At 73.1% G+C, this 19,910-nt stretch carries 19 protein-coding genes and 1 pseudogene; 4 read left to right on the top strand and 16 right to left on the bottom strand.

The window, feature by feature from the left end; all coding sequences use genetic code 11:
* Positions 1 to 14: 14 nt before the first annotated feature.
* Together QP939_RS38140 and QP939_RS38135 are read right to left on the bottom strand one after the other, a co-directional pair.
* Positions 15 to 2,546 carry a glutaminase domain-containing protein gene (locus QP939_RS38140; protein WP_285451318.1) on the bottom strand — a complete coding sequence of 844 codons (2,532 nt, stop codon included), beginning with the start codon at positions 2,544 to 2,546 and terminating at the stop codon, positions 15 to 17.
* Positions 2,547 to 2,815: 269 nt separating this feature from the next.
* Positions 2,816 to 3,292: an MSMEG_6728 family protein gene (locus tag QP939_RS38135; protein WP_285451317.1), complete on the bottom strand. Its 477-nt coding sequence runs from the start codon at positions 3,290 to 3,292 to the stop codon at positions 2,816 to 2,818.
* Between the two features lie 50 nt (positions 3,293 to 3,342).
* Between QP939_RS38135 and QP939_RS38130 the strand changes: the two genes are divergently transcribed.
* Positions 3,343 to 4,932, top strand: a complete 1,590-nt coding sequence (locus QP939_RS38130; protein WP_285451315.1) for an amidohydrolase — start codon at positions 3,343 to 3,345, stop codon at positions 4,930 to 4,932.
* Here QP939_RS38130 and QP939_RS38125 read toward each other — a convergent pair.
* The 3 genes from QP939_RS38125 to QP939_RS38115 form a co-directional block, all read right to left on the bottom strand.
* Entirely contained in the window at positions 4,901 to 5,206 is a 306-nt protein-coding gene (locus tag QP939_RS38125) for a DUF1883 domain-containing protein (protein WP_285451314.1), read from the bottom strand. The genes QP939_RS38130 and QP939_RS38125 overlap by 32 nt on opposite strands.
* Positions 5,207 to 5,308: 102 nt before the next feature.
* Complete coding sequence (locus QP939_RS38120) at positions 5,309 to 6,448, bottom strand: hypothetical protein (RefSeq protein ID WP_285451313.1); 1,140 nt, start codon at positions 6,446 to 6,448, stop codon at positions 5,309 to 5,311.
* 177 nt (positions 6,449 to 6,625) lie between these two features.
* On the bottom strand, positions 6,626 to 7,114 hold the full coding sequence (locus tag QP939_RS38115; RefSeq protein ID WP_285451312.1) for a MarR family winged helix-turn-helix transcriptional regulator: 489 nt from the start codon (positions 7,112 to 7,114) through the stop codon (positions 6,626 to 6,628).
* 28 nt (positions 7,115 to 7,142) lie between these two features.
* Between QP939_RS38115 and QP939_RS38110 the strand changes: the two genes are divergently transcribed.
* The gene (locus QP939_RS38110) at positions 7,143 to 8,588 is read left to right on the top strand and encodes a phenylacetate--CoA ligase family protein (protein WP_285451311.1); all 1,446 of its coding nucleotides are present in this window, start codon (positions 7,143 to 7,145) and stop codon (positions 8,586 to 8,588) included.
* On the opposite strand, the gene QP939_RS38105 is transcribed toward QP939_RS38110, so the two are convergent.
* The 3 genes from QP939_RS38105 to QP939_RS38095 are packed head-to-tail and all read right to left on the bottom strand — an operon-like array spanning position 8,585 to position 11,860.
* Positions 8,585 to 11,143 carry a tetratricopeptide repeat protein gene (locus tag QP939_RS38105; protein ID WP_285451310.1) on the bottom strand — a complete coding sequence of 853 codons (2,559 nt, stop codon included), beginning with the start codon at positions 11,141 to 11,143 and terminating at the stop codon, positions 8,585 to 8,587. The two genes, QP939_RS38110 and QP939_RS38105, sit on opposite strands and share 4 nt — an antisense overlap.
* A 52-nt stretch (positions 11,144 to 11,195) precedes the next feature.
* The gene (locus tag QP939_RS38100; protein WP_285451309.1) at positions 11,196 to 11,504 is read right to left on the bottom strand and encodes a DUF4326 domain-containing protein; all 309 of its coding nucleotides are present in this window, start codon (positions 11,502 to 11,504) and stop codon (positions 11,196 to 11,198) included.
* 59 nt (positions 11,505 to 11,563) lie between these two features.
* Complete coding sequence (locus QP939_RS38095) at positions 11,564 to 11,860, bottom strand: putative quinol monooxygenase (protein ID WP_285451308.1); 297 nt, start codon at positions 11,858 to 11,860, stop codon at positions 11,564 to 11,566.
* 95 nt (positions 11,861 to 11,955) lie between these two features.
* Between QP939_RS38095 and QP939_RS38090 the strand changes: the two genes are divergently transcribed.
* Both QP939_RS38090 and QP939_RS38085 read left to right on the top strand, forming a co-directional pair.
* Positions 11,956 to 12,912, top strand: coding sequence for a GlxA family transcriptional regulator (locus QP939_RS38090; protein WP_285451307.1), 957 nt, complete (start codon positions 11,956 to 11,958; stop codon positions 12,910 to 12,912).
* Positions 12,913 to 13,075: 163 nt separating this feature from the next.
* The gene (locus QP939_RS38085) at positions 13,076 to 13,462 is read left to right on the top strand and encodes an STAS domain-containing protein (RefSeq protein WP_331661216.1); all 387 of its coding nucleotides are present in this window, start codon (positions 13,076 to 13,078) and stop codon (positions 13,460 to 13,462) included.
* Positions 13,463 to 13,506: 44 nt separating this feature from the next.
* On the opposite strand, the pseudogene QP939_RS38080 reads toward QP939_RS38085, so the two are convergent.
* The 8 genes and pseudogenes from QP939_RS38080 to QP939_RS38045 form a co-directional block, all read right to left on the bottom strand.
* Positions 13,507 to 13,833 (bottom strand): annotated as a pseudogene (locus QP939_RS38080) (response regulator); the annotation flags it as partial.
* Between the two features lie 11 nt (positions 13,834 to 13,844).
* A complete protein-coding gene (locus QP939_RS38075) occupies positions 13,845 to 15,284 on the bottom strand; it encodes a PAS domain-containing sensor histidine kinase (RefSeq protein ID WP_285451306.1) in 1,440 nt (479 codons plus the stop codon).
* 52 nt (positions 15,285 to 15,336) lie between these two features.
* Positions 15,337 to 15,735 carry an ATP-binding protein gene (locus QP939_RS38070; protein ID WP_285451305.1) on the bottom strand — a complete coding sequence of 133 codons (399 nt, stop codon included), beginning with the start codon at positions 15,733 to 15,735 and terminating at the stop codon, positions 15,337 to 15,339.
* A 72-nt stretch (positions 15,736 to 15,807) separates the two neighbouring features.
* Positions 15,808 to 16,455: a response regulator transcription factor gene (locus tag QP939_RS38065; protein ID WP_285451304.1), complete on the bottom strand. Its 648-nt coding sequence runs from the start codon at positions 16,453 to 16,455 to the stop codon at positions 15,808 to 15,810.
* A 68-nt stretch (positions 16,456 to 16,523) separates the two neighbouring features.
* Entirely contained in the window at positions 16,524 to 16,976 is a 453-nt protein-coding gene (locus QP939_RS38060; protein WP_285451302.1) for a DUF6292 family protein, read from the bottom strand.
* Positions 16,977 to 17,024: 48 nt separating this feature from the next.
* Positions 17,025 to 17,726, bottom strand: a complete 702-nt coding sequence (locus QP939_RS38055) for an RraA family protein (protein ID WP_285451301.1) — start codon at positions 17,724 to 17,726, stop codon at positions 17,025 to 17,027.
* 17 nt (positions 17,727 to 17,743) lie between these two features.
* Entirely contained in the window at positions 17,744 to 18,067 is a 324-nt protein-coding gene (cutA, locus tag QP939_RS38050; RefSeq protein ID WP_285451300.1) for a divalent-cation tolerance protein CutA, read from the bottom strand.
* Positions 18,068 to 18,367: 300 nt separating this feature from the next.
* Entirely contained in the window at positions 18,368 to 19,909 is a 1,542-nt protein-coding gene (locus QP939_RS38045) for an Hsp70 family protein (protein WP_285451299.1), read from the bottom strand.
* Position 19,910: the final 1 nt, after the last annotated feature.

Raw genomic sequence — 19,910 nt, 5'->3', positions numbered from 1 at the left:
TGTCGCAAACGGCGTCAGACGAACCGCCAGAGGTGGTCGGGAGTGCCGTTGTCGTCCCACTGGGTCACCTGCGCGCCGTCCGCCGTGGACTGCTGGTCGACGGCCATGACCTTGCCGCTGCGGACGTTGACCAGCTTCGACCAGCCGCCGCCGGCGTCGACGATCCGCCAGTTGTGGTCCGGTGTGCCGTTGTCGCGGTACTGCTGGACGTGGGCGCCGTTGTCGAGGCTCTGGTCGTGCACCGCGAGCACCTTGCCGCTGTTGCGGTTGACGATCCGGACGGTGCCGTCGCCGTTGTCGGCCACGGCCCAGAGGTGGTCGGCGGTGCCGTTGTCCGCCCACTGCGTGACCTCGGCGCTGTCGGCCAGCGACATGTTCGACACGGCGAGCACCTTGCCCGAGCGCTGGTTCTGCAGCTTGCGCCAGACGGTCGTCGACGCGGCCGGGCGGGTCAGCAGGGCCAGGTAGCCGCCGGCGACCGGGCGGGCCTGGAAGCCGCGCTGGGTGGCGTCGGCGACGACGTACCAGTCGCTGAACGGCACGCGCTGCGGCGTGGTGTTCGCGAAGCTGTAGACGCCCTCGACCAGCGTGGTGCGGATATTCGGCTGGTCGGTGAGCCACGCCGCGGTCCACAGCTCCCAGTCGGCCTTCGTGTAGTTGTTGCGCGGGTCGAGCAGGACGCCGTGCGCGCCGGCCCGCGACTGGTACCAGGCCGCCTCCCGCGCCGCGACGCCGAGCGGGACCAGGTCGAGGCCGAGGACGCGGTCGGCGAACCCGTTGTACTTGAGGCTCCAGGTGCCGGGCTGGTCGTAGGCGAGCCGCAGGTGCTGCCCGTCGTCGGCGAGGGTCACCCACTGGCTGACGTAGGCGCGGGACGTCGACCGGTAGCGCTGGGCATCGGCGGTGTTGCCGACCGCGGTGGCGATGATCCCCATCGCGCCGACGCCGATGATGCCCTTCAGCGCGAGGTTGGCGCTGTGCGCGATGAACCCGGTGAAGTCGTCGGTCTGGTTCTGGTAGCCCGGGTCCAGGGTGGTGCCGATGAGGTATTCGGCCCACTGGCGCAGGATCCGGTAGTGGGTGGTGGCGAAGGCGCTCGCCTCGGCCGACGGCAGCCGCTGCACGAGCGCGGCGGCCATGATCAGCAGGTTCGCCGATTCCTCGACAGGCATGCTTTCTTCGTTGCCGTCGTTGTGGCCGGTGGCGTCCGGGTAGTGGGTGCCGAGGTCGTGCTCGGCGAACTGCATCGGCCAGCCGCCGCGCTCGGCGTAGTCGAGCAGCGGTTCCAGCAGCAGCCGCAGGTAGGCGGGCGACAGGTACAGGTAGGCGGGGAACGCCGGGTAAGTGACGTCCACAGTGGACATGTTGCCGTTGGAGGAGATCTCCTTGAGGAACGCCCAGGGCGCGCCACCGCGGTCGACCAGTTCGGTGCCGCCGAAGGCCTGGCGCAGGGCGAGCGCGCAGATCCCGGCGTAGTGCTCACCGGTGCTCCCGCCCCCGGCGGCGGCGACGGCGTCGTCGTGCAGCCGCTGGTCGATCGCGGTCGCGGCGGCCAGCGCGGCGGCGTAGTCGTTCGCGAACCAGACGGCCATGTCCGGCCAGCTGCCCCAGTAGTGCGTCCACCAGGGGTTCAGCGGAGTGCCGAGGTACCGGACGGCGGGGGTGCGGACGTGCCCGATCGAGAGCGTGAACGGGCTCGACGAACCCCCGGCCGCGATGGTGCCGAGGTTCCGGTTGAAGGCGAGGACGGGCCAGCGGTCGTTGATGGCGCGCGGCTGGGCGGAGTCGCTGGTGTTGTTCAGGACGCCCTGGCTCGCCGACGCGGCGCGCACGACGGTGTCCTGGCCGATCTGCCAGGTGGTGCCGGACGTCGGCGCGGCGAGCACGAGCGAGCCCCAGCTGGCCTGGTCGCCGTTCTCCTGCAGCACACCGGGGCTCGCGGGGGTGCAGCTGAGGAGGGTGTAACCGCCGGACTGCTGCCGCGTCCAGGTGACGGGGGTGGCGGTGTTGCCGTGCACCCACTCGGCGGAGGTGTCGAAGTGCAGGTCGACGGCGTGCGCGCGGCCGTCGGCGCTGGCGGCCTGGAGGGTGACGTAGCCGAAGGGGACGCACTGGCGTTGCAGGTTCGCCGGGTCGACGGGCGAGAAGAACGTGACGGTGAGGTTCACGCCGCCGGCGGTGAGGACGTAGGTCGAGCGCGTGCCGGTGACCTGCAGGCTGACCTGCGTCATCGGGGTGAGGGCGGGACTGCCGGGCGCCCCGGCGAAGAGGTAGGCGGCGCCGTCGATGCGGGCGATGCCGCAGAGGGCGGTGGTGTGGCCGGTCCAGAAGCTCGACCAGGTACCGGTGAGGTTGTCGGCGGCCTGCCAGGTGGAGAGGTAGGGAGAGCGGACGACGAGCGGGGTGGCGGGCGGCCGGAGCGGGCTGAAGGTCCCGGCGGAGGCGGACCCGGGCAGCCAGAGAGCGGCGGAGATGGCGGCGGCGGTGCCTCCGGCGAGGCGGAGGAGGTCGCGGCGGGTGAGGTGATCGCGTTCTCGGGAGGACATCGGTGGCCCCTTCCACGGGTGTGCGCGTGGGCCTTTTTTACATCGTTGGTACAACGTTGTAAATCCGCCGTTGGTCGGGGTGTGGTGTGCGGGCGGACCAGTGGAGCCGCAGGTCCGGTGCGGTTTTTGCCGCAGGTGTGCGGGGAGGTGGGCGGGCGGGGCCTGGCGGCTAGGGCGGGCCTCGCCGGGGATGGGCGGCGTGGGCGATTCAACCGCGCCGAGGCGGGCAGGCGAGCCAGGGTCGCCGCCGCGAAGGCGGCCCCACCACCTCAGGCCACCCGACACGGCCGATCCGAGGGCGGCCACACATACGGCAGATCGGGCGGTACCCCCGGGAACTGCGCCCCATAGTGGTCGGGATCCTTCCGCACCAGCGCCGACTGGTGGCTCCGGTGCAAAGCCTCGTCCCCGAGCCACGGCGGCACCTCCCCCGAGGCCACGAGCTCCGCCTGCGTCCGCACGCCTCGCCCGCCGAAAGAGCCCGCGTACTCGTCCACGAGCTTCACCGCGCACGTGTCCGCCCCGCCCGAGGCACACCACACCGCGCACACCTCGAGGCCGTAGCGGGTCAGGGCCTCCTCGTACCCCGTCCACATCTTCGCCGCCGGGTGATGGCGCCAGCCGTAGCCCGGCACCACCAGCGCCCGCAGCACCTGCAGCGCCTCCACGCGCTGCTTGCCGAGCCGGCGCCGGTCGAGCGTCCGGGCGCTGGCCGTGAATTCCGCGCACGGGAGGAACGTCTGCATCCGGGCCGGGTACCCCCGCGGCACCGCGGTGATGCGGGAAGATCGGCTCCATGCCCGCCGACCTCGTGTTCACCGGTGGCCCCGTGCACACCGGTCGCCGCCCGGCCGGGTTCGCCGCCGTCCGCGGGGACCGGATCTCCGCCGTCGGGGATGACCCGCGTCCGGTGATCGGGCCGCGGACCGAGGTCGTCGACCTGGACGGGCGTCTGCTGCTGCCCGGGTTCCAGGACGCGCACGTCCACGCCGTCGGCGCCGGGATCGAACTCGGCCGCTGCGACCTCACCGGTGCCACCACCGTCCGGGAGTGCCTCGACGCCGTCGCCGCGCACCCGGGCTCGGGCTGGCTCGTCGGCAGCGGCTGGTCGATGGAGATCTTCGAGGGCGGCCTGCCGCACCGGCGGCTGCTCGACGACGTCGTCGCGGACCGGCCCGTCGTGCTCGTCAACCGCGACCACCACGGCGCCTGGCTGAACGGCGCCGCCCTCGCCCGCGCCGGGATCACCGCCGCCACCCCCGACCCGAGCGACGGCCGCATCGAGCGCGACACCGACGGCTCCCCCACCGGCGTGCTGCACGAAGGCGCGATGGACCTCGTCACGCGGCTGCTGCCGCCGGTCACCGACGCCGAGAAGTTCGCCGGGCTGCTGCGGGCGCAACGGCTGCTGCACTCCTTCGGCGTCACCGCCTGGCAGGACCCGCTGCTCGGCGACTACGGCGGCATGCCCGACCCCGCCGGCACCTATGCCGACGCCACCGCGCGTGGCCTGCTGACCGCCCGGGTCACCGGCGCGCTCTGGTGGGACCGCGACCGCGGCGCCGACCAGCTCCCGGACCTCCTGGCGCGCCGGGATTCGTTGCGCGACAGCGGTTTCCGCGCCGAGAGCGTGAAGATCATGCTCGACGGCGTCGCCGAGAACCACACCGCGGCGCTGCTCAGCCCGTACCGGTGCACCGGCCGCAGTGGACTGAGCTTCGTCGATCCGGTGGCGCTGCGCGAGTACGTGACGCTGCTGGACGCGCACGGCTTCCAGGTGCACTTCCACGCGCTCGGCGACCGGGCGGTGCGGGACGCGCTCGACGCCGTCGCCGCGGCGCGCGCCACCAACAGCCCGTCGGATCACCGGCACCACCTCGCGCACGTGCAGGTGGTGCACCCGGACGACGTCCCGCGGTTCCGGCGGCTCGGCGCGACGGCGACCGTGCAGCCGCTGTGGGCTGTGCACGAGCCGCAGATGGACGAGCTGACCATCCCCTTCCTCGGCGCCGAACGGGCGGCGTGGCAGTACCCGTTCGGCGCCCTGCTGCGGTCCGGGGCCATGCTGGCGGCCGGCAGCGACTGGCCGGTGAGCAGCCCCGACCCGCTGCAGGGCATCCACGTCGCGGTCAACCGGGTCCCGTACGGCGAGGACGTCCCGCCGTTCTTCCCGGACCAGCGGATCGACCTCGCCGCGGCGATCACCGCGTACACGGCCGGGTCGGCCTACGTGAGTCACTTCGACGACGCGGGCACGATCCGGCCGGGCGCGCGCGCCGACCTCGTCGTGCTCGACCGCGACCCCTTCGACGGCCCCGAACGCGAAATCGGGGCCGCGGGGGCCGCGATGACGTTCACCGGAGGCCGGTGCGTCCACGAGCGGTGACGGCCGGTTCGGGCTCGACGCTCACCCGCGGGCGCAGGGGCAGGTTTTCCAGCCCCTCGACGTCGAGCACCAGGAACCAGTGGGCGTTGGCCGGGATGTGGATCTTGAACATCGGTGCGGTGGCCACCCCGCCGTGCATCCGGTAGTACTGCCGGCGCCGGTAAGCCTGGAAGTTGACCTCCGTCAGGAGCCTGACGTTGGCCATCGCGTCCAGGCGGACGGTGACCACCGCGTCTCTTCGCACCTTCCCGAGGTCGAACACGTTCGCTTCCATTTCGTCCCTCTTCCACGCGTGGGTTTCGGTTCGGTTTCGGCTGGTCGCGGGCAGCGCGGAGCACGCCGCGGACCGCGCGACGAACGGAGGATCGGGACGGGTCTAGCCCGGGCCGGTGCCGGGTTCGCACGCCCGCCAGAGCGGCACGAACTCCCCGTGCGACAGGGTGAAGCCCGCGGTGGCGCGGGGGCCGGGGTCCGGGTTCAGGACGGCGACGGGGGAGCTGAAGGCGGTCCCGAAGGCGGCGTCCGCCGGGGCTGGAGTGTGCCTGGTGGGGGCGGTCGGCGCCGGGGTGTTTTCTTGCCGTGGTGCCGTGGGGTGGTGCGCGGGTGAGGCCCCGCAGTCCGGGACGGTTTCGACGGCGGCTTGGTCTTGGCTGCCCTCGGCGGTGGCGGTCGCTCGCGGCTCAGCTGCGACGGCGGTGAGGGGAAGTTGCGGCTGGGGGTAGATCGCCTCGCCTTGCGGACGATCGTTGACGGGGCTGAAGACCAGGGTGGGGCTGTCGATCGCCGGGTCGGCGACCGGGTTGGCCACGGGGGTGACGATTGGCTCCGCGACCGGGGCGAGTGCGCCGGTCACCGGGGTGAGGATCGGCCGGAGGACGCCATCCACGACGGGCTCGAGGACGGGGGTCAGCGCGCCGGTCACCGGGGCGACGACCGGGCGGACGACACCGTCCACGACCGGCTCGAGCACACCGGCCACGCTCGCTACGACCGGCCGCGCAATTCCGGCGATGGCTCCGGTGACCGGGGCGGCCACCGCCCGAGCGGTCTTCGACAGCGGCGCGGTCGCCCGCACCACAGGCTCGGCCACCGCGGAGGCGACCCCGGCAACCGGCGGGACAACAGCGCGCTCGAACGGCGCGACGACAGCACCCGCGGTCCGAGCCACGGGCGAAACCGCCGCCTCGACCACACGCGACACCGGCTTGACCGCGCGGTCCGGCAGCCGAACGGCCGGGCTCTTCCGCGCCACGGATTCCCGGTGCACCACTCGTGAAGCGATGTCACCAACCGGGTCCGGCACAGGCTCCCCGCGCACGACCCGCGAAACCAGGTCGTCAACAGGGCCCGGCGCCACCCGTGAAACCACCCCACCGACCGGGTCCGGCTCCCCCGCCGCCTCGGCCTGGCCGGACACCAGCCACGACACCAGCCAGAAGCCCGCCACCGCTCCCGCGACCACCAGCAGCCTGCGCGCGGCGACAAGCACGCCGTCCACGTCGCGAGCCCGGGTCACGTCGGCCTACCTCCAATTGTGGGAGCACAGGACTTACCCCTCAACGGCCCTCGTCACACCCGCGCTACGCCTCCCCCGGCGCTTCCACTCGACCGGCCTATCAGCAAGCCTGAGTGAAGACTCCAACCGGGCGATTCGGATACCCCAGGCGCGCCTTTGATGTTCCTCGCCCGGACCTCAGGCTTCCTGCGAACGCCGGTGGTCGGACAACGCTCCCAGCGCCGTCACCCCGTGCTGGAGCCCCTCGCGGAACGTCGCTCGCTGGCCCGGGCTCAGGTCGGCCAGCAGCGCGTCCTCCACCTCCGCCACCGCCGGGGCGCACTCCGCCAGCAACGCACGGCCCGCGTCCGTCAGGCCCGCCAGCAGGACTCGCTTGTTGTCCGGCTTCGGGGTCCGCGCGATCAGTCCGCGCTTTTCCAACGCCAGCACCATCTCGTGCATCGTCTGCGGCCGCAGGAACGACCGGCGCGCCAGCTGCGCCGACGACAGCGCGCCGCTCGCTTCGAGCACCGTCAGCGCCGTGTACTGCAACGTCGTGAGCCCGAGCGGCCTCAGCGCGTCGTCGAGCAGGGCCCGCACCACCAGCTCGAGCCGCTTGACCAAGTACAAGGTCAGCGGCGCGCCCGCGGGCTGCGGCTCGGCAGAGGTGCTCACGCCGCCCATCATGGCACGCGGTGGCCGTTATGCTGCGATCATGGACCTCGGTCGGCGGACCCGTGTGCGGCAGGCGTTCGACACCTTCTTCGCCCCACCCGAGCCGCCGTCCGAAAGTCACCTTCTCGATCTGTTCCACAAGACCGCGGAAACCGTGCCCGCGTACCGGAAGTTCCTGCGGGAACACGGGATCGCCCCCGGCGAAATCACGACCATGGCGGACTTCCGCACCCTGCCGCTGGCCGACAAGGCCTCCTACCACCGCAAGTACCCGCTCCCCGAGCTGTGCCGCGACGGCACCTTCGCCGGCTGCGACATGATCGCCGTCTCCTCCGGGTCGAGCGGGCAGCCGACGATCTGGCCCCGCGCCCTCGAAGACGAGCTGCACGTCGCCCGCCGCTTCGAAACCGTGCTCGTCGATGCCTTCGAAGCCGATCGGCGCAGCACCCTCGCCGTCGTCTGCTTTCCGCTCGGCACCTGGGTCGGCGGCCTCTTCACGACGGCGTGCGTGCGCCACCTCGCCGCCAAGGGCTGCCCGATCACCGTTGTCGCGCCGGGCAACAACAAGGCCGAAATCCTGCGCGTGCTGCCCGAACTCGCGCCGCACTTCGAACAGGTCGTGTTGCTCGGCTACCCGCCGTTCGTCAAGGACGTCGTCGACACCGGGCTCGCCGAGGGCCTCGACTGGCCCGCCTACGCGATCAAGCTCGTGCTCGCCGGCGAGGTCTTCAGCGAGCAGTGGCGGGACCTCGTCGGGCAGCGGGCCGGCGTGACCGACCCGGTCCGGCACATCGCGTCGCTCTACGGCACCGCCGACGCGGGCGTGCTCGGCACCGAAACCCCGCTCTCGGTCGCCATCCGGCGGTTCTTCGCCGACCGCCCCGAGCTGGCGCGGGAGGTCTTCGGCGACGCCCGGCTGCCGACGCTCGTGCAGTACGACCCGGCGAGCCGGTTCTTCGAGGTGCACGAGGGCACGCTGCTCTTCTCCGCGGACGGCGGGATCCCGCTGATCCGCTACCACATCGCCGACGACGGCGGGCTCCTCCCGCACGCCGAACTGCTCGCTCTCTGCGCCCGGCACGGGTTCACGCCGCCGCCCGGCCCCGAGCTGCCGTTCGTGTACGTCTTCGGGCGGTCGCTGTTCACCGTGTCGTTCTTCGGCGCCAACGTCTACCCGGAGAACGTCACCGTCGGCCTCGAGCAGCCCGGCATCAGCGACACCGTCACCGGCAAGTTCGTCATCGAGGCGGTCGAGGACGAAGACCGCGACCGGCGGTTGCGGATCACCGTCGAGACGGCGCCGGGCGCGACCGCCGACGCCGCGGCGATCGCCACCGCCGTCCGCGAACAGCTGGTCCGGCTCAACAGCGAGTTCGCCCACTACGTCCCGGAAGAACGCCAGCAGCCCGACGTCGTGCTGCGCCCGGCGGGCGACCCCGAGTACTTCCCGGTCGGGGTCAAGCACCGCTACACGCGGCCGTCCTAGGCGGGCTGGGCCAGCTTCCGGAACCGCTCGCGCCGCTCGCCCGCCGACGAGCCGTCGGCGATGTCGTCGTCGAACCACGCGCCGAGCGCCGCCCACAGCTCGGCGCACGCCAGGAAGTCGTCGGCGGCGGGCCGCTCGACGATCTCGGCGATGTCGGCCGCGAGGTGGTCGAGCCGCTGGTCGCACAGCCGCACGTACTCGCGCACGACGATGTTCGCGTCGAGCCCGGCCTTCACCCGCGGGCCGGCCGCGCCGCGCAGCTGGGCGTGCAGCCGTTCCTCGCAGTAGAGCGGGAAACCGGCGATCGAACCCGGGTAGCCCGAGTCCGCCGACCACTCGCGGAACGCGCAGATCGCCTGATACCGCGTGTACCAGTCCTGCTTGCCGGTGGCCAGCTGCGCGAGCTTGCGCCAGGCGTCCCGGTCGGCCGAGCGCCAGCGCGCGAGCGTCCGGTCGTCCGGCGCGGCTTCGCGGGTCCGCCAGAAATGCGCGCGGCAGGCGGCGATTTCGCCGACGAGCTGCCGGACGTAGCTCACCTGTTCCCACACGTGCGCGCGTTGCGGCCGCAGCGGGGCCGCGCGGTCCGGGGAGAAGGTGACCATCTCGAAGACGCGGAACAGCTCGTGGCCACGCAGCGCGGCGAGGTCCGGGTCCTCCCCCATCACCCACGACCGGCGCTCCGGCAGCCGCCCGCTGTGGCTGATGGTCGCGGCGTGGTACAGCTCGCGGATCGCGCGGCGGGCCACTTCGTCGCGCGCTTCGCCGGTGAGACGCGGGTTGCGCGCGCGGTCGCGCAAATCGCGTTCGCCGCGCGGGCCGACTTCGAGCATGGCGACGGCGTACACGCTCGCCGCGTTGTAGCACTCTTCCCACGTTTTCCGCGGTCCCGCGGCTTCGACGGTTTCGTCGAGCGCGCGCGGGTCCGGGGGCCAGCGCCGGTCCGGGCAGACGTCGGCCAGCCGCTCGCGGCTGCCCGGGTAGGCGGGCTGGGGCACCGGGACCGCGCCGGTGACCGGCTCGATGTCGGCCATCGCGCGGCGCACCACCGTCCAGACCAGCGACAGGTCGAGCGCGCGGTTCGTCAGCTGCTGCCAGCTGCGCCGCCAGCGCCTGCCGAACCGGCGGTAATCCTCGATGAGCCGCTCGATCTCGTACTGCGACAACGCGCCGAGGTACGAGCGGAGCTCCGCGGCGCGCTGGTTGTACTCGGCCAGCTGCTCCGGCGTCGCCTCGTTGACGACCAGCTCCTTCACCGGCGTCCGCAGCACGCGCCGGTGCAGCTCGAGCCGCTTCTCGCGCGGGATCGCGTACGGCCGCACGCGCACGTCGAGGTCGACGTACCGGCGGAACCGCAGCTCCAGCGCGGCCCGCAGCTCTGCGCGGCGGGCGGCCCGCGCGTCGTCGGGCGCGCCCGCGGTGGTGCGCCGCACCCACCAGGACCCGGCCACGGAGTCGCCGTGACCCATGACGAGCGCGTGCCGGTAGCGGGCGATCAGCAGCGCGACGTCGCGGCCGCGGCCCGCGTGGCGGGGCTGGCGCGCGAAGTCCGGGCCGATCCACCAGCGGGCCAGCGTCGGATGTCCCCTGCTGCACACGGTGATCACGTCGTCGTAGGTGGCGAGCGCGTCCAGGTGCAGGTCGAGTTGTTCTTGCAGCGCCGCGATTTCGAGTCTGATGTAGACGTTCGACGGGTCGAGGCTGACCGCCCGGTAGTACTCGGCGAGCGCCTCGTCGTAGCGGCGGTAGGTGACGAAGTGGTTGGCCCGCTGGTAGGCGTCGAAGAGCTCGTACGGGATCTTCGCGTCGCGCCAGGCGGCCCAGTGGATGTTCGTGCGGACGTAGGCGCTGCGCGGGATGACCAGCGCCGCCACGGCGTTCGCGGCCCGGTGCAGCACGCGCGGCCAGTTCTCGTCCTCGATGACCAGCGGGCTGGCGGCGAACCGCGGGACGCGCACGAGCTCCAGGATGAGCTGGTAGCGGCCGGCGGTGTTGCCGGGCCGGATCGTTCCGGTGACGGTGAACGCGGCGGGCGGCTGGGCGAGCCGGATCAGCTTGGTGGCGGCCTTCCACCAGCCGTCCGCGGAGTCGCCGGCGTGCTCGACGATCTGGATGAAGTCGTAGGAGCTGCCGACGCCGGGAACCGGGGTCGGCGTGTAGAGGCGCGAGTCGTTGAGGAACCGCTTGAAGGTCGCGGTCAGCTCGACGGCGGAGTCGATCTCGCGGTCGTGGCTGTCCGCGGGCCGCTCGTCGACGAACAGGCGGATGTCGATCTGGTTGGCCCGGAACGCGGCGGCTTCGAGCCGTGCCTTGCCGACGAAGTACAGCGTGAGAACGGCGGAGACGATGACGACCGACGTCTGCAGCACGGTCCAGGTGATGACACTGGCGATCTTCGGGTCGCGGACGAACGTCCAGCTCTGGAAGAACGGCAGGTAGGGCACGACGGCGGAGCTGATCGCGACGAGCCCGGCCGTCACCGCCGCCAGCCACCACCTGATCCGGTGAGCCTCCGGCAGTTCGGCTTGGTCGACGCCGCCGTGTCGTCCCGCGGGCACCGGCGATCACCCCCTCGTGTCGCCAGGTTACTCGCGGAGGGGGTGTGCGTCGTTACGGGCCGTGATCCGCGACGTCGGCGATGACCTGGGCGTGGCAGGGCTCGGGGACGCACCAGCAGCCGAGCCGCCGTCCGCGCAGGTCCGGCAGCAGCGCCAGCAGGTCCGGCCGGGACAGCAGGTACTCGCGGTACTTCTCGAGGACCTCTTCGCGGGTGCCGTCCTTCCCGGGCTTGAAGGGGCTGGCGAGCTTCGAGCCTTCGAGGTGCCAGCCGCCCCGGTGCATCGGCCGCCCGACGTAGACGACGTCGGCGTAGTCCGGGTCGCCCCGGTGGCCCTTCAGGTTGACGACGGTGGTGGGCATGCGCGCTCCTTCCTCACCGACCAGCCTGGCGGCCCCGCGCCGGGGCCGCCAGGCGGACGTCACGGCAGCTTGACCCCGAGCAGGTCGATCTCCCGGATGTCCGGCGGCGCGGCGAGCGTCGTCGCGGCGGCCTCGGTCAGTGCCGCGGCGATCCGGCCTTCGAGGTGGGCGCGCCGGCCCGCCTCGTCGCCGAAGGTGTCGAACACGCCGAAGGTCGTCGCGTCGACGCGGAACGCGAACCACGCCTGGGTGTGCTGTTCGGCGTTGGCGAGCTCGACGGCGCCGCCGAGCATGGCCGCCACCTCTTCGGCGTGCTCGGGCTTGGCCTCGATGGTGGCCAGCAGACCGATCTTCATCTTCACTCCTCGGTTCGTTCGGACGTCCTCAAGCTAGGGCCGCGGCGGGGCTCGGCGTCAGTGGCAGAAACGACACGTTTGCTACCGTTTCCGACATGAAGGTCGCGGTCCTCGCCTACGACGGCGTGTTCGACTCCGGGCTGGCGGCGCTGCTCGACGTGCTCGACGCGGCGAACGCCATGCGCGGCGAGCTGGCCCAGCCGCCGCCCGCCTGGGAAGTCACGACGGTCGGGGCGAAACGGCGGGTGCGGACCGGCGTCGGGCACCTCGTCGCCACCGAACCGCTGCGGCAGGCCGCGGACGCCGAGCTGCTGATCGTGCCCGCGCTGGCCGAACGGCGGCCGGAGGAGCTGCTGGCGTACGTGTCCGGCCCGGCTTCCGCGGCGGGACGGCGGACCGTCGCCGCCGCGCGCGCGGCCGGCACGCCGGTCGCGTCCGCGTGCACCGGGACGTTCCTGCTCGCCGAAGCCGGCGTGCTCGACGGGCAGCGGGCGACCACGAGCTGGTGGCTGGCGCCGGTGTTCCGCGCCCGCTACCCCGCCGTCGAGCTCGACCAGACGCGGATGGTGGTCAGCTCCGCCGGGGTGACCACGGCCGGCGCGGCGTTCGGGCACGTGGACCTGGCGCTCGCGATCGTCCGGCACCGCAGCCCCGCGCTCGCCGACCTGATCGCGCGCTACCTGGTCGTCGACGAACGCCCGTCGCAGTCGGCGTACACGATCGCGAGCGCGCTGGCCGGGCACGACCCGACAGTCGCGGCGTTCGAGAGCTGGGTCCGGGCCCACCTCGCCGAGCCGGTCAGCCTCCCGGCGGCGGCGCGGGACCTCGGGGTCAGCGAACGCACGCTGCAGCGCGCGGTGCGGCGCACGCTCGGCACGTCACCGGTGCGGTTCGTGCAGGACCTGCGCGTCGAGCAGGCCGCGCACCTGCTGCGCACGACAGATCTCTCGCTGGAGTCGATCGCCCGGAAGGTCGGCTACGAGCACCCCGGCACGCTCCGGGAGCTCCTGCGCGACCGCACCGGAAAGCCGGTCGCTTCGCTGCGCGGGTGAGGCCCGGTGGTTCACCTAGTGCGAATGCACTATGCTGCGGGGGTTCCACGGTTGAGCCGTCAGCCGACGCCGGACGACTCGCGCCCGGGCAGGCAGGCTGCCGCCTACGGCACTGCGACCCGCGTCCGGCCCACCCCACCGCCCGACGAAAGGGTGTGCCGCGATGGTTCCCGAACCACGCTCGGCCGACCACGAACTCACCGACTGGATGAACGCCGACGGCCACATGTCGCTTCGCGTACTCCGTCCCGGACACCGCACGGTCTCCGTCCGCGTCACCGGGGAGGTCGACCTGTGCACCGCGCGCAGACTCGACGAAGTGCTCCGGTCCCGCATCCGCAGCCAGGTCGAAGAGGTCGTCATCGACCTCTCCGGCGTCACGTTCTTCTCCGTCGCCGGGCTGAACTCGCTGCTGCGCGCCCAGCTGCTCGCCGACGCCGCCGGCGCCCACCTCACCGTGGACCCCGGCCGGTCGCGCGTGGTGCGGCGGCTGTTCGCGCTGCTGCCCGCGGACTTCGACGGCGTCGCCGACGCGCACCGCGTCCGGTGACCGGTCAGTCCGGCGGCTGAGCTCCCCAGCCGCCGGACGGCCTCGACGATCGCCGTGTTCGGCGCGCCCTTCACCAGGTACTCGGTGACCCCGGCCGCGGCGAGCCCGGCGATCGAGACGCGATCGGCGTAGGCCGAGAAGGCCAGGATGGCGGTACCCGGGCTGCGTCGCGCGATCTCGCGCGCGGCCCGCGCCCCACCCCCGCCGGGCATCCGGACGTCCAGGACCGCGACCTCGGGCCGGTGGCGCTCGGCGAGCCGGATCGCCTCGTCGGCGTCGGCGGCGACCGCGACCACGGCGATGCCGGACTCGGAGTCCAGCACCTCCTTGAGGACGTCGCGGATCATCACGTCGTCGTCGGAGATCAGCACCCGCAGCTCGGTCACGACTCCGGTCCCGTCACGTCGGGCAGCATCGGCAGCCAGAACTCGACGGTCGTGCCGCCGCCGGGCGTGCCGGTCACCGAAAGCCAGCCGTGCGCGGCTTCGGCCCGCTCGTGCATCTCGACGAGCCCGAAGTGGCCGGCCCCCGCGTCTTCCCCGGTCGTGCCGACGCCGTCGTCGGTGATCCGCACGCGCGTCCCGTTGTCCACTGTGGACAGGACGACGTCGACCCTGGTGGCCCGGGCGTGCCGGTGGACGTTGCTGAGCGCCTCCTGGCAGATCCGGTAAACCGTGATCGCCGCTTCCGGCGACGGTTCGGCCGTCAGCTCGTCCCGCACCGAATGCGCCAGTCCCCAGTGGCCGGCGACCTCGTCGACGTAGCCGGAGACGGCTTCCACCAGCCCGCTGCGGTCCAGCTCCGGCGGCCGCAGCCGGGAGACCAGCGCCCGCAGCCTGCCGATGGCCGCCTGCACCGACTCGTCGAGCCCGGCGACGGCGGCGGCGTGCGGCTCGGGCAGCCGCGAGGCGAGCAGCTGCAGGCGCATCCCGACGGCGACCATGGATTGGATCGACTCGTCGTGGACGTCCCAGGCGATCCGGCGCCGTTCCACCTCCTGCGCGTCGACGAGGTGCCCGACCAGACGGCGGCGTTCGCGCAGGGCCTGCTCGGCGTTGCGGCGCTCGGTCATGTCGCGGGTGACCTTCCCGAAGCCCCGCAGCCGTCCCTGCTCGTCGAACAACGCCGTGATCACCACGTTCGCCCAGAACCGGGTGCCGTCCTTGCGCACCCGCCACCCCTCGTCCTCCAACCGCCCCTGCTGGACCGCGATTTCCAGCTCGCGCGCGGGTTTGCCGACCGCCACGTCCTCCGGCGGGTAGAACACCGAAAAGTGCTGCCCGATGATCTCCCCCGCCGACCACCCCTTGATCCGCTCCGCGCCCGCGTTCCAGCTCGAAATCCGCCCCTCCGGATCCAGCATGAAGATCCCGTAGTCCAGCACCCCCTGGACCAGCAGCCGGAACCGCTCCTCGCTCTCCCGCAACGCCACTTCGGCGTCGCGGCGCTCGGTCACGTCGCGCGTGACCTTCCCGAACCCCTGCAGCTGCCCGTGTTCGTCGTACAACGCTGTGATCACCACGTTCGCCCAGAACCGGGTGCCGTCCTTGCGCAACCGCCACCCCTCGTCCTCCAACCGCCCCCGCTCGACGGCGATTTCCAGCTCCCGCGCGGGTTTACCGGCCGCCACGTCCTCCGGCGGGTAGAACACCGAAAAGTGCTGCCCGATGATCTCCCCGGCGGACCACCCCTTGATCCGCTCCGCACCGGCGCTCCAGCTCGAAATCCGGCCCTCGGGGTCGAGCATGAAAATCGCGTAGTCCAGCACGCCCTGCACCATCAGGCGGAACCGGTCGTCGGGCGGCCGACGCGCATCGTCCATGCGCCAACTCTGCCGGATCGCCGCCCGCCGGGCACGGCGTGGCGCGCGGCGCTCAGCCCGCGAGTTCGGCGGACGTGGCGGGCAGCGCACACCAGACCACTTTCCCCCGGCCGTGGCTCGCGGTCCCCCAGGCCAGGGAGAGCCGCTCGACCAGGGCCAGACCCCAGCCGCCGTCGGCGCCCGCCTGCCGCCGCACGGGTGGCTTCGGCTCGTCGTCGAAGACTTCGATGCGGACGTGCGCGGCCCCGACGCTCAGCCGCAGCACGGGCGACCCGCGCCCGTGGCGCAGGGCGTTCGTCGCGAGCTCGGTGACGATCAGCAGGGCGTCGTCGATCGCGGCGCCGCACTCCCAAGCCAGCAGGGTGAGGCGGGTGAACCGGCGCACGACGGCCAGTCCGCCCCCCAGGTCGGTGAGGGCGCACTCCGCGGTGAGCGGGGCCGGGATGTCCACGGGCTCAAGGATGCTCCGCGGCGCCGGGCCGCACGAGATGCAAACCGCGACGCCGTGCCTGGTGCACCTGCATCAGCCGATGAGGCCCTCCCGGCGGGCCACCGCAACGGCTTCGAGCTTCGAGCGCGCGCCGAGTTTCTCCAGGACGCGCTGGACGTGGTTGCGCGTGGTGTTGCGGGAGACGCCCAGCCGCTGCCCGATCTCCTCGGTGGTGGCGCCTTCCGCGAGCAGGTCGAGGGTTTCGCGTTCCCGCGCGGTCAGGGCCGCACCGCCGGCCGGCACCCGGCCGGTGAGCCGGTCGAACACGCCGGGCAGCAGCTCCGCGTCGAAGACGACGCCGCCGGCGGCCACGTCCCGCACGGCGTTTTCCAGCACGCCCAGCTGCGACGACTTGAGCAGCAGCCCGGCCCCGCCCGCCTTCGCCACCTGGACCGCGATCGACGGGGTCGCGTCGCCGGTCAGCACCAGCACCCGCGCGCCGCCGGAGCCCAGCTCGGCGATGACCCCGAGGGCGTCACCGTCGGCGAGCCGCCGGTCGAGCACGACGACGTCCGGGGCGTGCTCGCGGGCGTCGGCGACGGCTTCGGCGCGCGAGCGGGCGCGGCCGACCACGGTGATCCCGTCGGCGCGGTCGAGGGCCAGCTGCAGCGCCTCGGCGACCATGTCGTGGTCCTCGACGAGGAGGACGCGGACGGGACTGGATTCCTCGGCGCTGCTCACGGGGTTCCCTCGCTGGACCGGACGGTGCCGGCCCATCCTATGCGCTCGGCGCGGTGCGGTCCCGTCGGTCACCAGGCCGGGGAGCTCGGCCGCAGCAACCCTTCCGGCCCGGTGACCGGCAGCCGCCCGACGAGGTCCTCGTGGTGCCCGGCGGTCCGGAACACCGGCGGGCACTCCGGGCCGGCGTCGTCCAGCGCGTCCAGGAACCGGGCGACCACGGACGGCGACGGCAGGACGTCGTTGCCGCCGAGGTAGGCGAGCACCTCCGCCGCGCCGCCGCACGCGGGCTCGGCGACCGCGGCCCAGCCGTGCACCTCGTCCCAGACGAGGGCCAGGTCCTCGTCCGGCCGGTCGCGGCGGGTCCGGTCGAGCGCCACGTAGGCGGAGCTGGGCAGTCCGAAGTCGAGCGAGCAGGACTCGAACCCGACCCCGGCGGCATGGGCGACGCGGGCGAGGTAGGCCCGCAAGCCGCGGGCGAAGTGGTACTCGACGTCCCGGCCGAAGTCGCTGAGCGTGTTCATCAGTCGCCTCCCACCCCCGCCGGGCGCGGGTACCCGCTGCCGTCGCGGCTACTCCTCGATCGCGCCGCCGACGGCACGCAGGTGCGCGCGGAAGGTCAGGGCCGGGTCCGCCTCGCGGGCGGCGAGGAAGTCGGCGAACCGGACCTGTTCCCGCAGCGGCTCGCCCGCCCGGATCCGGTCGGCCTGGCGGCGCTCGGTGTCGCGAATGGACTCGGCGAGCCCGAACAGCTCGCCCGCCCTGGCCAGCGGGAGGAAGAGGACGCCGTCGTCGTCGCCGGCGACCAGGTCCGACGGCCCGATCCGCCAGGTGCCGACGACGGCTTCGGCGAGCCCGCCCTCGACGCGCGGGCCGAGGCTCAGCGGGCCGGTGGGGAGCGAGCCGAGGCTGAAGACGGGCAGCCCGATGGCCCGGATGTCGGCGGTGTCGCGGTGCAGGCCCCAGATCACCACGCCGGAGAGCCCGGCGGCCCGCGCCTCCAGCACGACGAGGTCGCCGACGCAGCTTTCGTCGAGCCGTCCGCCGTTGTCGACCACGAGCACCCCACCGGGGGTCGCGTTCTCGAAGGCCTCGAGGAAGACGTCGACGCTGCCGACGTGCCGCGCGGGAACAGCGGGACCGAGCAGCCTGCTGCCGGGCACCACGGCACGGGTCGCCGACGGCGCGCAGCGCACCGGAAGCCCGGCGCGGATGCAGGCGTCGGCCAGGTGCGCGGTGGTCAGCGTCGCGAAACGCTGCCTCAGTTCGTCCATTCCCTGACCCTAGTCAGCTAACCCCGGGTTTCGGCAGTCAGCCAGGCCAGGTATTCGGCGCTGCCGCCTTCGATCGGGGTGGCGATGATTTCGGGCAGGTCGTAGCCGTGCAGCTGCTTGAGGTGCACGGCCAGCGCGGCCACCCGGTCGGCGGTCGTCTTGATCTCGACGCGCCACTCCTGATCGGTCCGGACCGCGCCTTCCCAGCGGTAGACGCTGGTGACCGGGCCGACGACCTGGGCACAGGCCCCCAGCCGCGCGTCGATGGCCCGCGCGGCCAGCTCGCGGGCCGCCGCTTCGGAGTCGGTCGTGGACGTCACGATCACGTGCTCTGCCGCCATGCCGCGAAGGCTACCGGCGCGGGCGGTTTGCGTGTGCGGCGCAAGGTGGCGTTGGTTGTGTTGGATGGGCGCGGCGGCGCGAGGCGCCTCCGGTGAGGGTGGCGGTGGGGCACGGGTGGAGCACCCAATGTGGCGTTGGGTGCGTCTGACGCACCCAATGTGGCGTTCGGTGCGTCTGACGCACCCAATGCGGCGTTCGGTGCGTCTAACGCACCCATGGCGGCCTTCGGTGCACCCCACGCACCCAAGGCGGCCTTCGGTGCGTCTTACGCAACCAAGGCCGCCTTGGGGCGCTTGGGGTCAGGTCGTCGGCGTTGTCGTGGTCGTCGGCGTTGTGGTCGTCGTCGTGGGCGTTGTGGTCTTGGTCGGGGTCGTCGTCTTCGGCGGGGTCTTGCGGCGGGTCGTGGGCGGGGGGTTCGTGTGCTGCGGGACGGCCGTCGGCTCCGCCGTCTCCGGGGATGGGAGCGTCACCAGCGTCGGGGTCTCCGTCGCCGAGGTCGGCGGCGGTGTCGTGCCGCCCGTCGGGGTGCCGCCGGAGCTGCTCACCGCCACCGCCACCCCGCCGATCGCCACCACCGCCACCGCGCACAGGCCGACCACCACTCCGCGCCGCGAGGCCCGTCGCGCCGGGCTCGCGCCGTCGGACTTGCTCCGGCCCAGCGTCGGCGGGGGCGATCCTGCGCCGAACCCCGGGCGGGGCTCCTCGCGCGGCGCCGGGACCCGTACCGGCTCGGGCCGCGGCGGTGGCACCGGCTGCGCCCGCGTCGCCTGCACCAGCCCGGACCGGCCGGAAGCGAGCGCGGCGGCGCCGAGCGCGACGCCGTACTTCGGGTGGATGTCCACCGCCGTCGGCCTGCCCAGTTCCGCCGACACCAGCTGGGACACCAGCGGGATCCGGGACGACCCGCCGACCAGCAGCACCGCGCCGAGGTCGGCCGGACGGAGGTTCGCCGACCGCAGCGCCCGGTGCAGCGAGCCGATCGTCGCCGTGATCGACGGGCGGATCATCTCCTCGAACTCGCCGCGCGTCAGCCGCACCTCGGTCTGCACCGACGGCAGCAGCACCGGGATCGCCGTTTCGGTGTCCGCCGACAGGGCTTCCTTCGCCAGCACGCATTCGTGGCGCAGCCGCACGACCGCGGCCACCGCGCCCGCGTCGTCCGGGTCGATCCGCGACAGCTGCCCGTCGAGCGCGCGGTCGACGTGCCCGAAAACGGCCTCGTCGAAGTCGATCCCGCCCAGGCCCTCGATGCCTTCGGGGGTGCCGAGGATTTCGAAGCCGCCGCCGCGTTTGCGCAGCACGGTCGCGTCGAACGTGCCGCCGCCCAGGTCGTACACCGCGACGACGGCACCGTCCTCCAGCCGCTCCTGCGCCGCGTAGTGCGCCGCCGCCGCTTCGGGCTCGGTGATCAGGCCGACGCGGTCGATCCCGGTCAGCCGCGGCACCTGCGCGAACAGCTCCCGCTTGTACGGGCCCCAGTTCGCCGGGTGGGTCAGCGTGATCCGGTCCGGGCGGCCGCCCTGCTGCCCGGCGACCGTCCGCACGACGTACCCGAGCAGGTGCGCCATCAGCGACGCCACCGAGTGCGGGGCGCCGCCGAGCAGCACCGGCGTCGGATCGCCGAGCCGCCGTTTGAACTCGCGCGCCACCCGGTCCGGCTCGACGGCCGCGCGCCGGCTCGCCGCGTCCCCGACCAGCACGCCGCCGTCGGCGCGCAGCAGCACCACCGACGGAATCGCCGCCGTGCGGTCGCCCAGCGACACCATCTCGACGTGGCCGTCGCGGTCGACGGCGGCGGCCGTGAACGTCGTGCCGAGGTCGATGCCCAGTCCGTAGCCCATG

The organism is Amycolatopsis nalaikhensis (genome assembly GCF_030264295.1).
GTDB lineage: Bacteria > Actinomycetota > Actinomycetes > Mycobacteriales > Pseudonocardiaceae > Amycolatopsis > Amycolatopsis nalaikhensis.
Note: the sequence above shows the minus strand (reverse complement) of the source record. Positions and strands in the feature narration are given on the sequence as shown.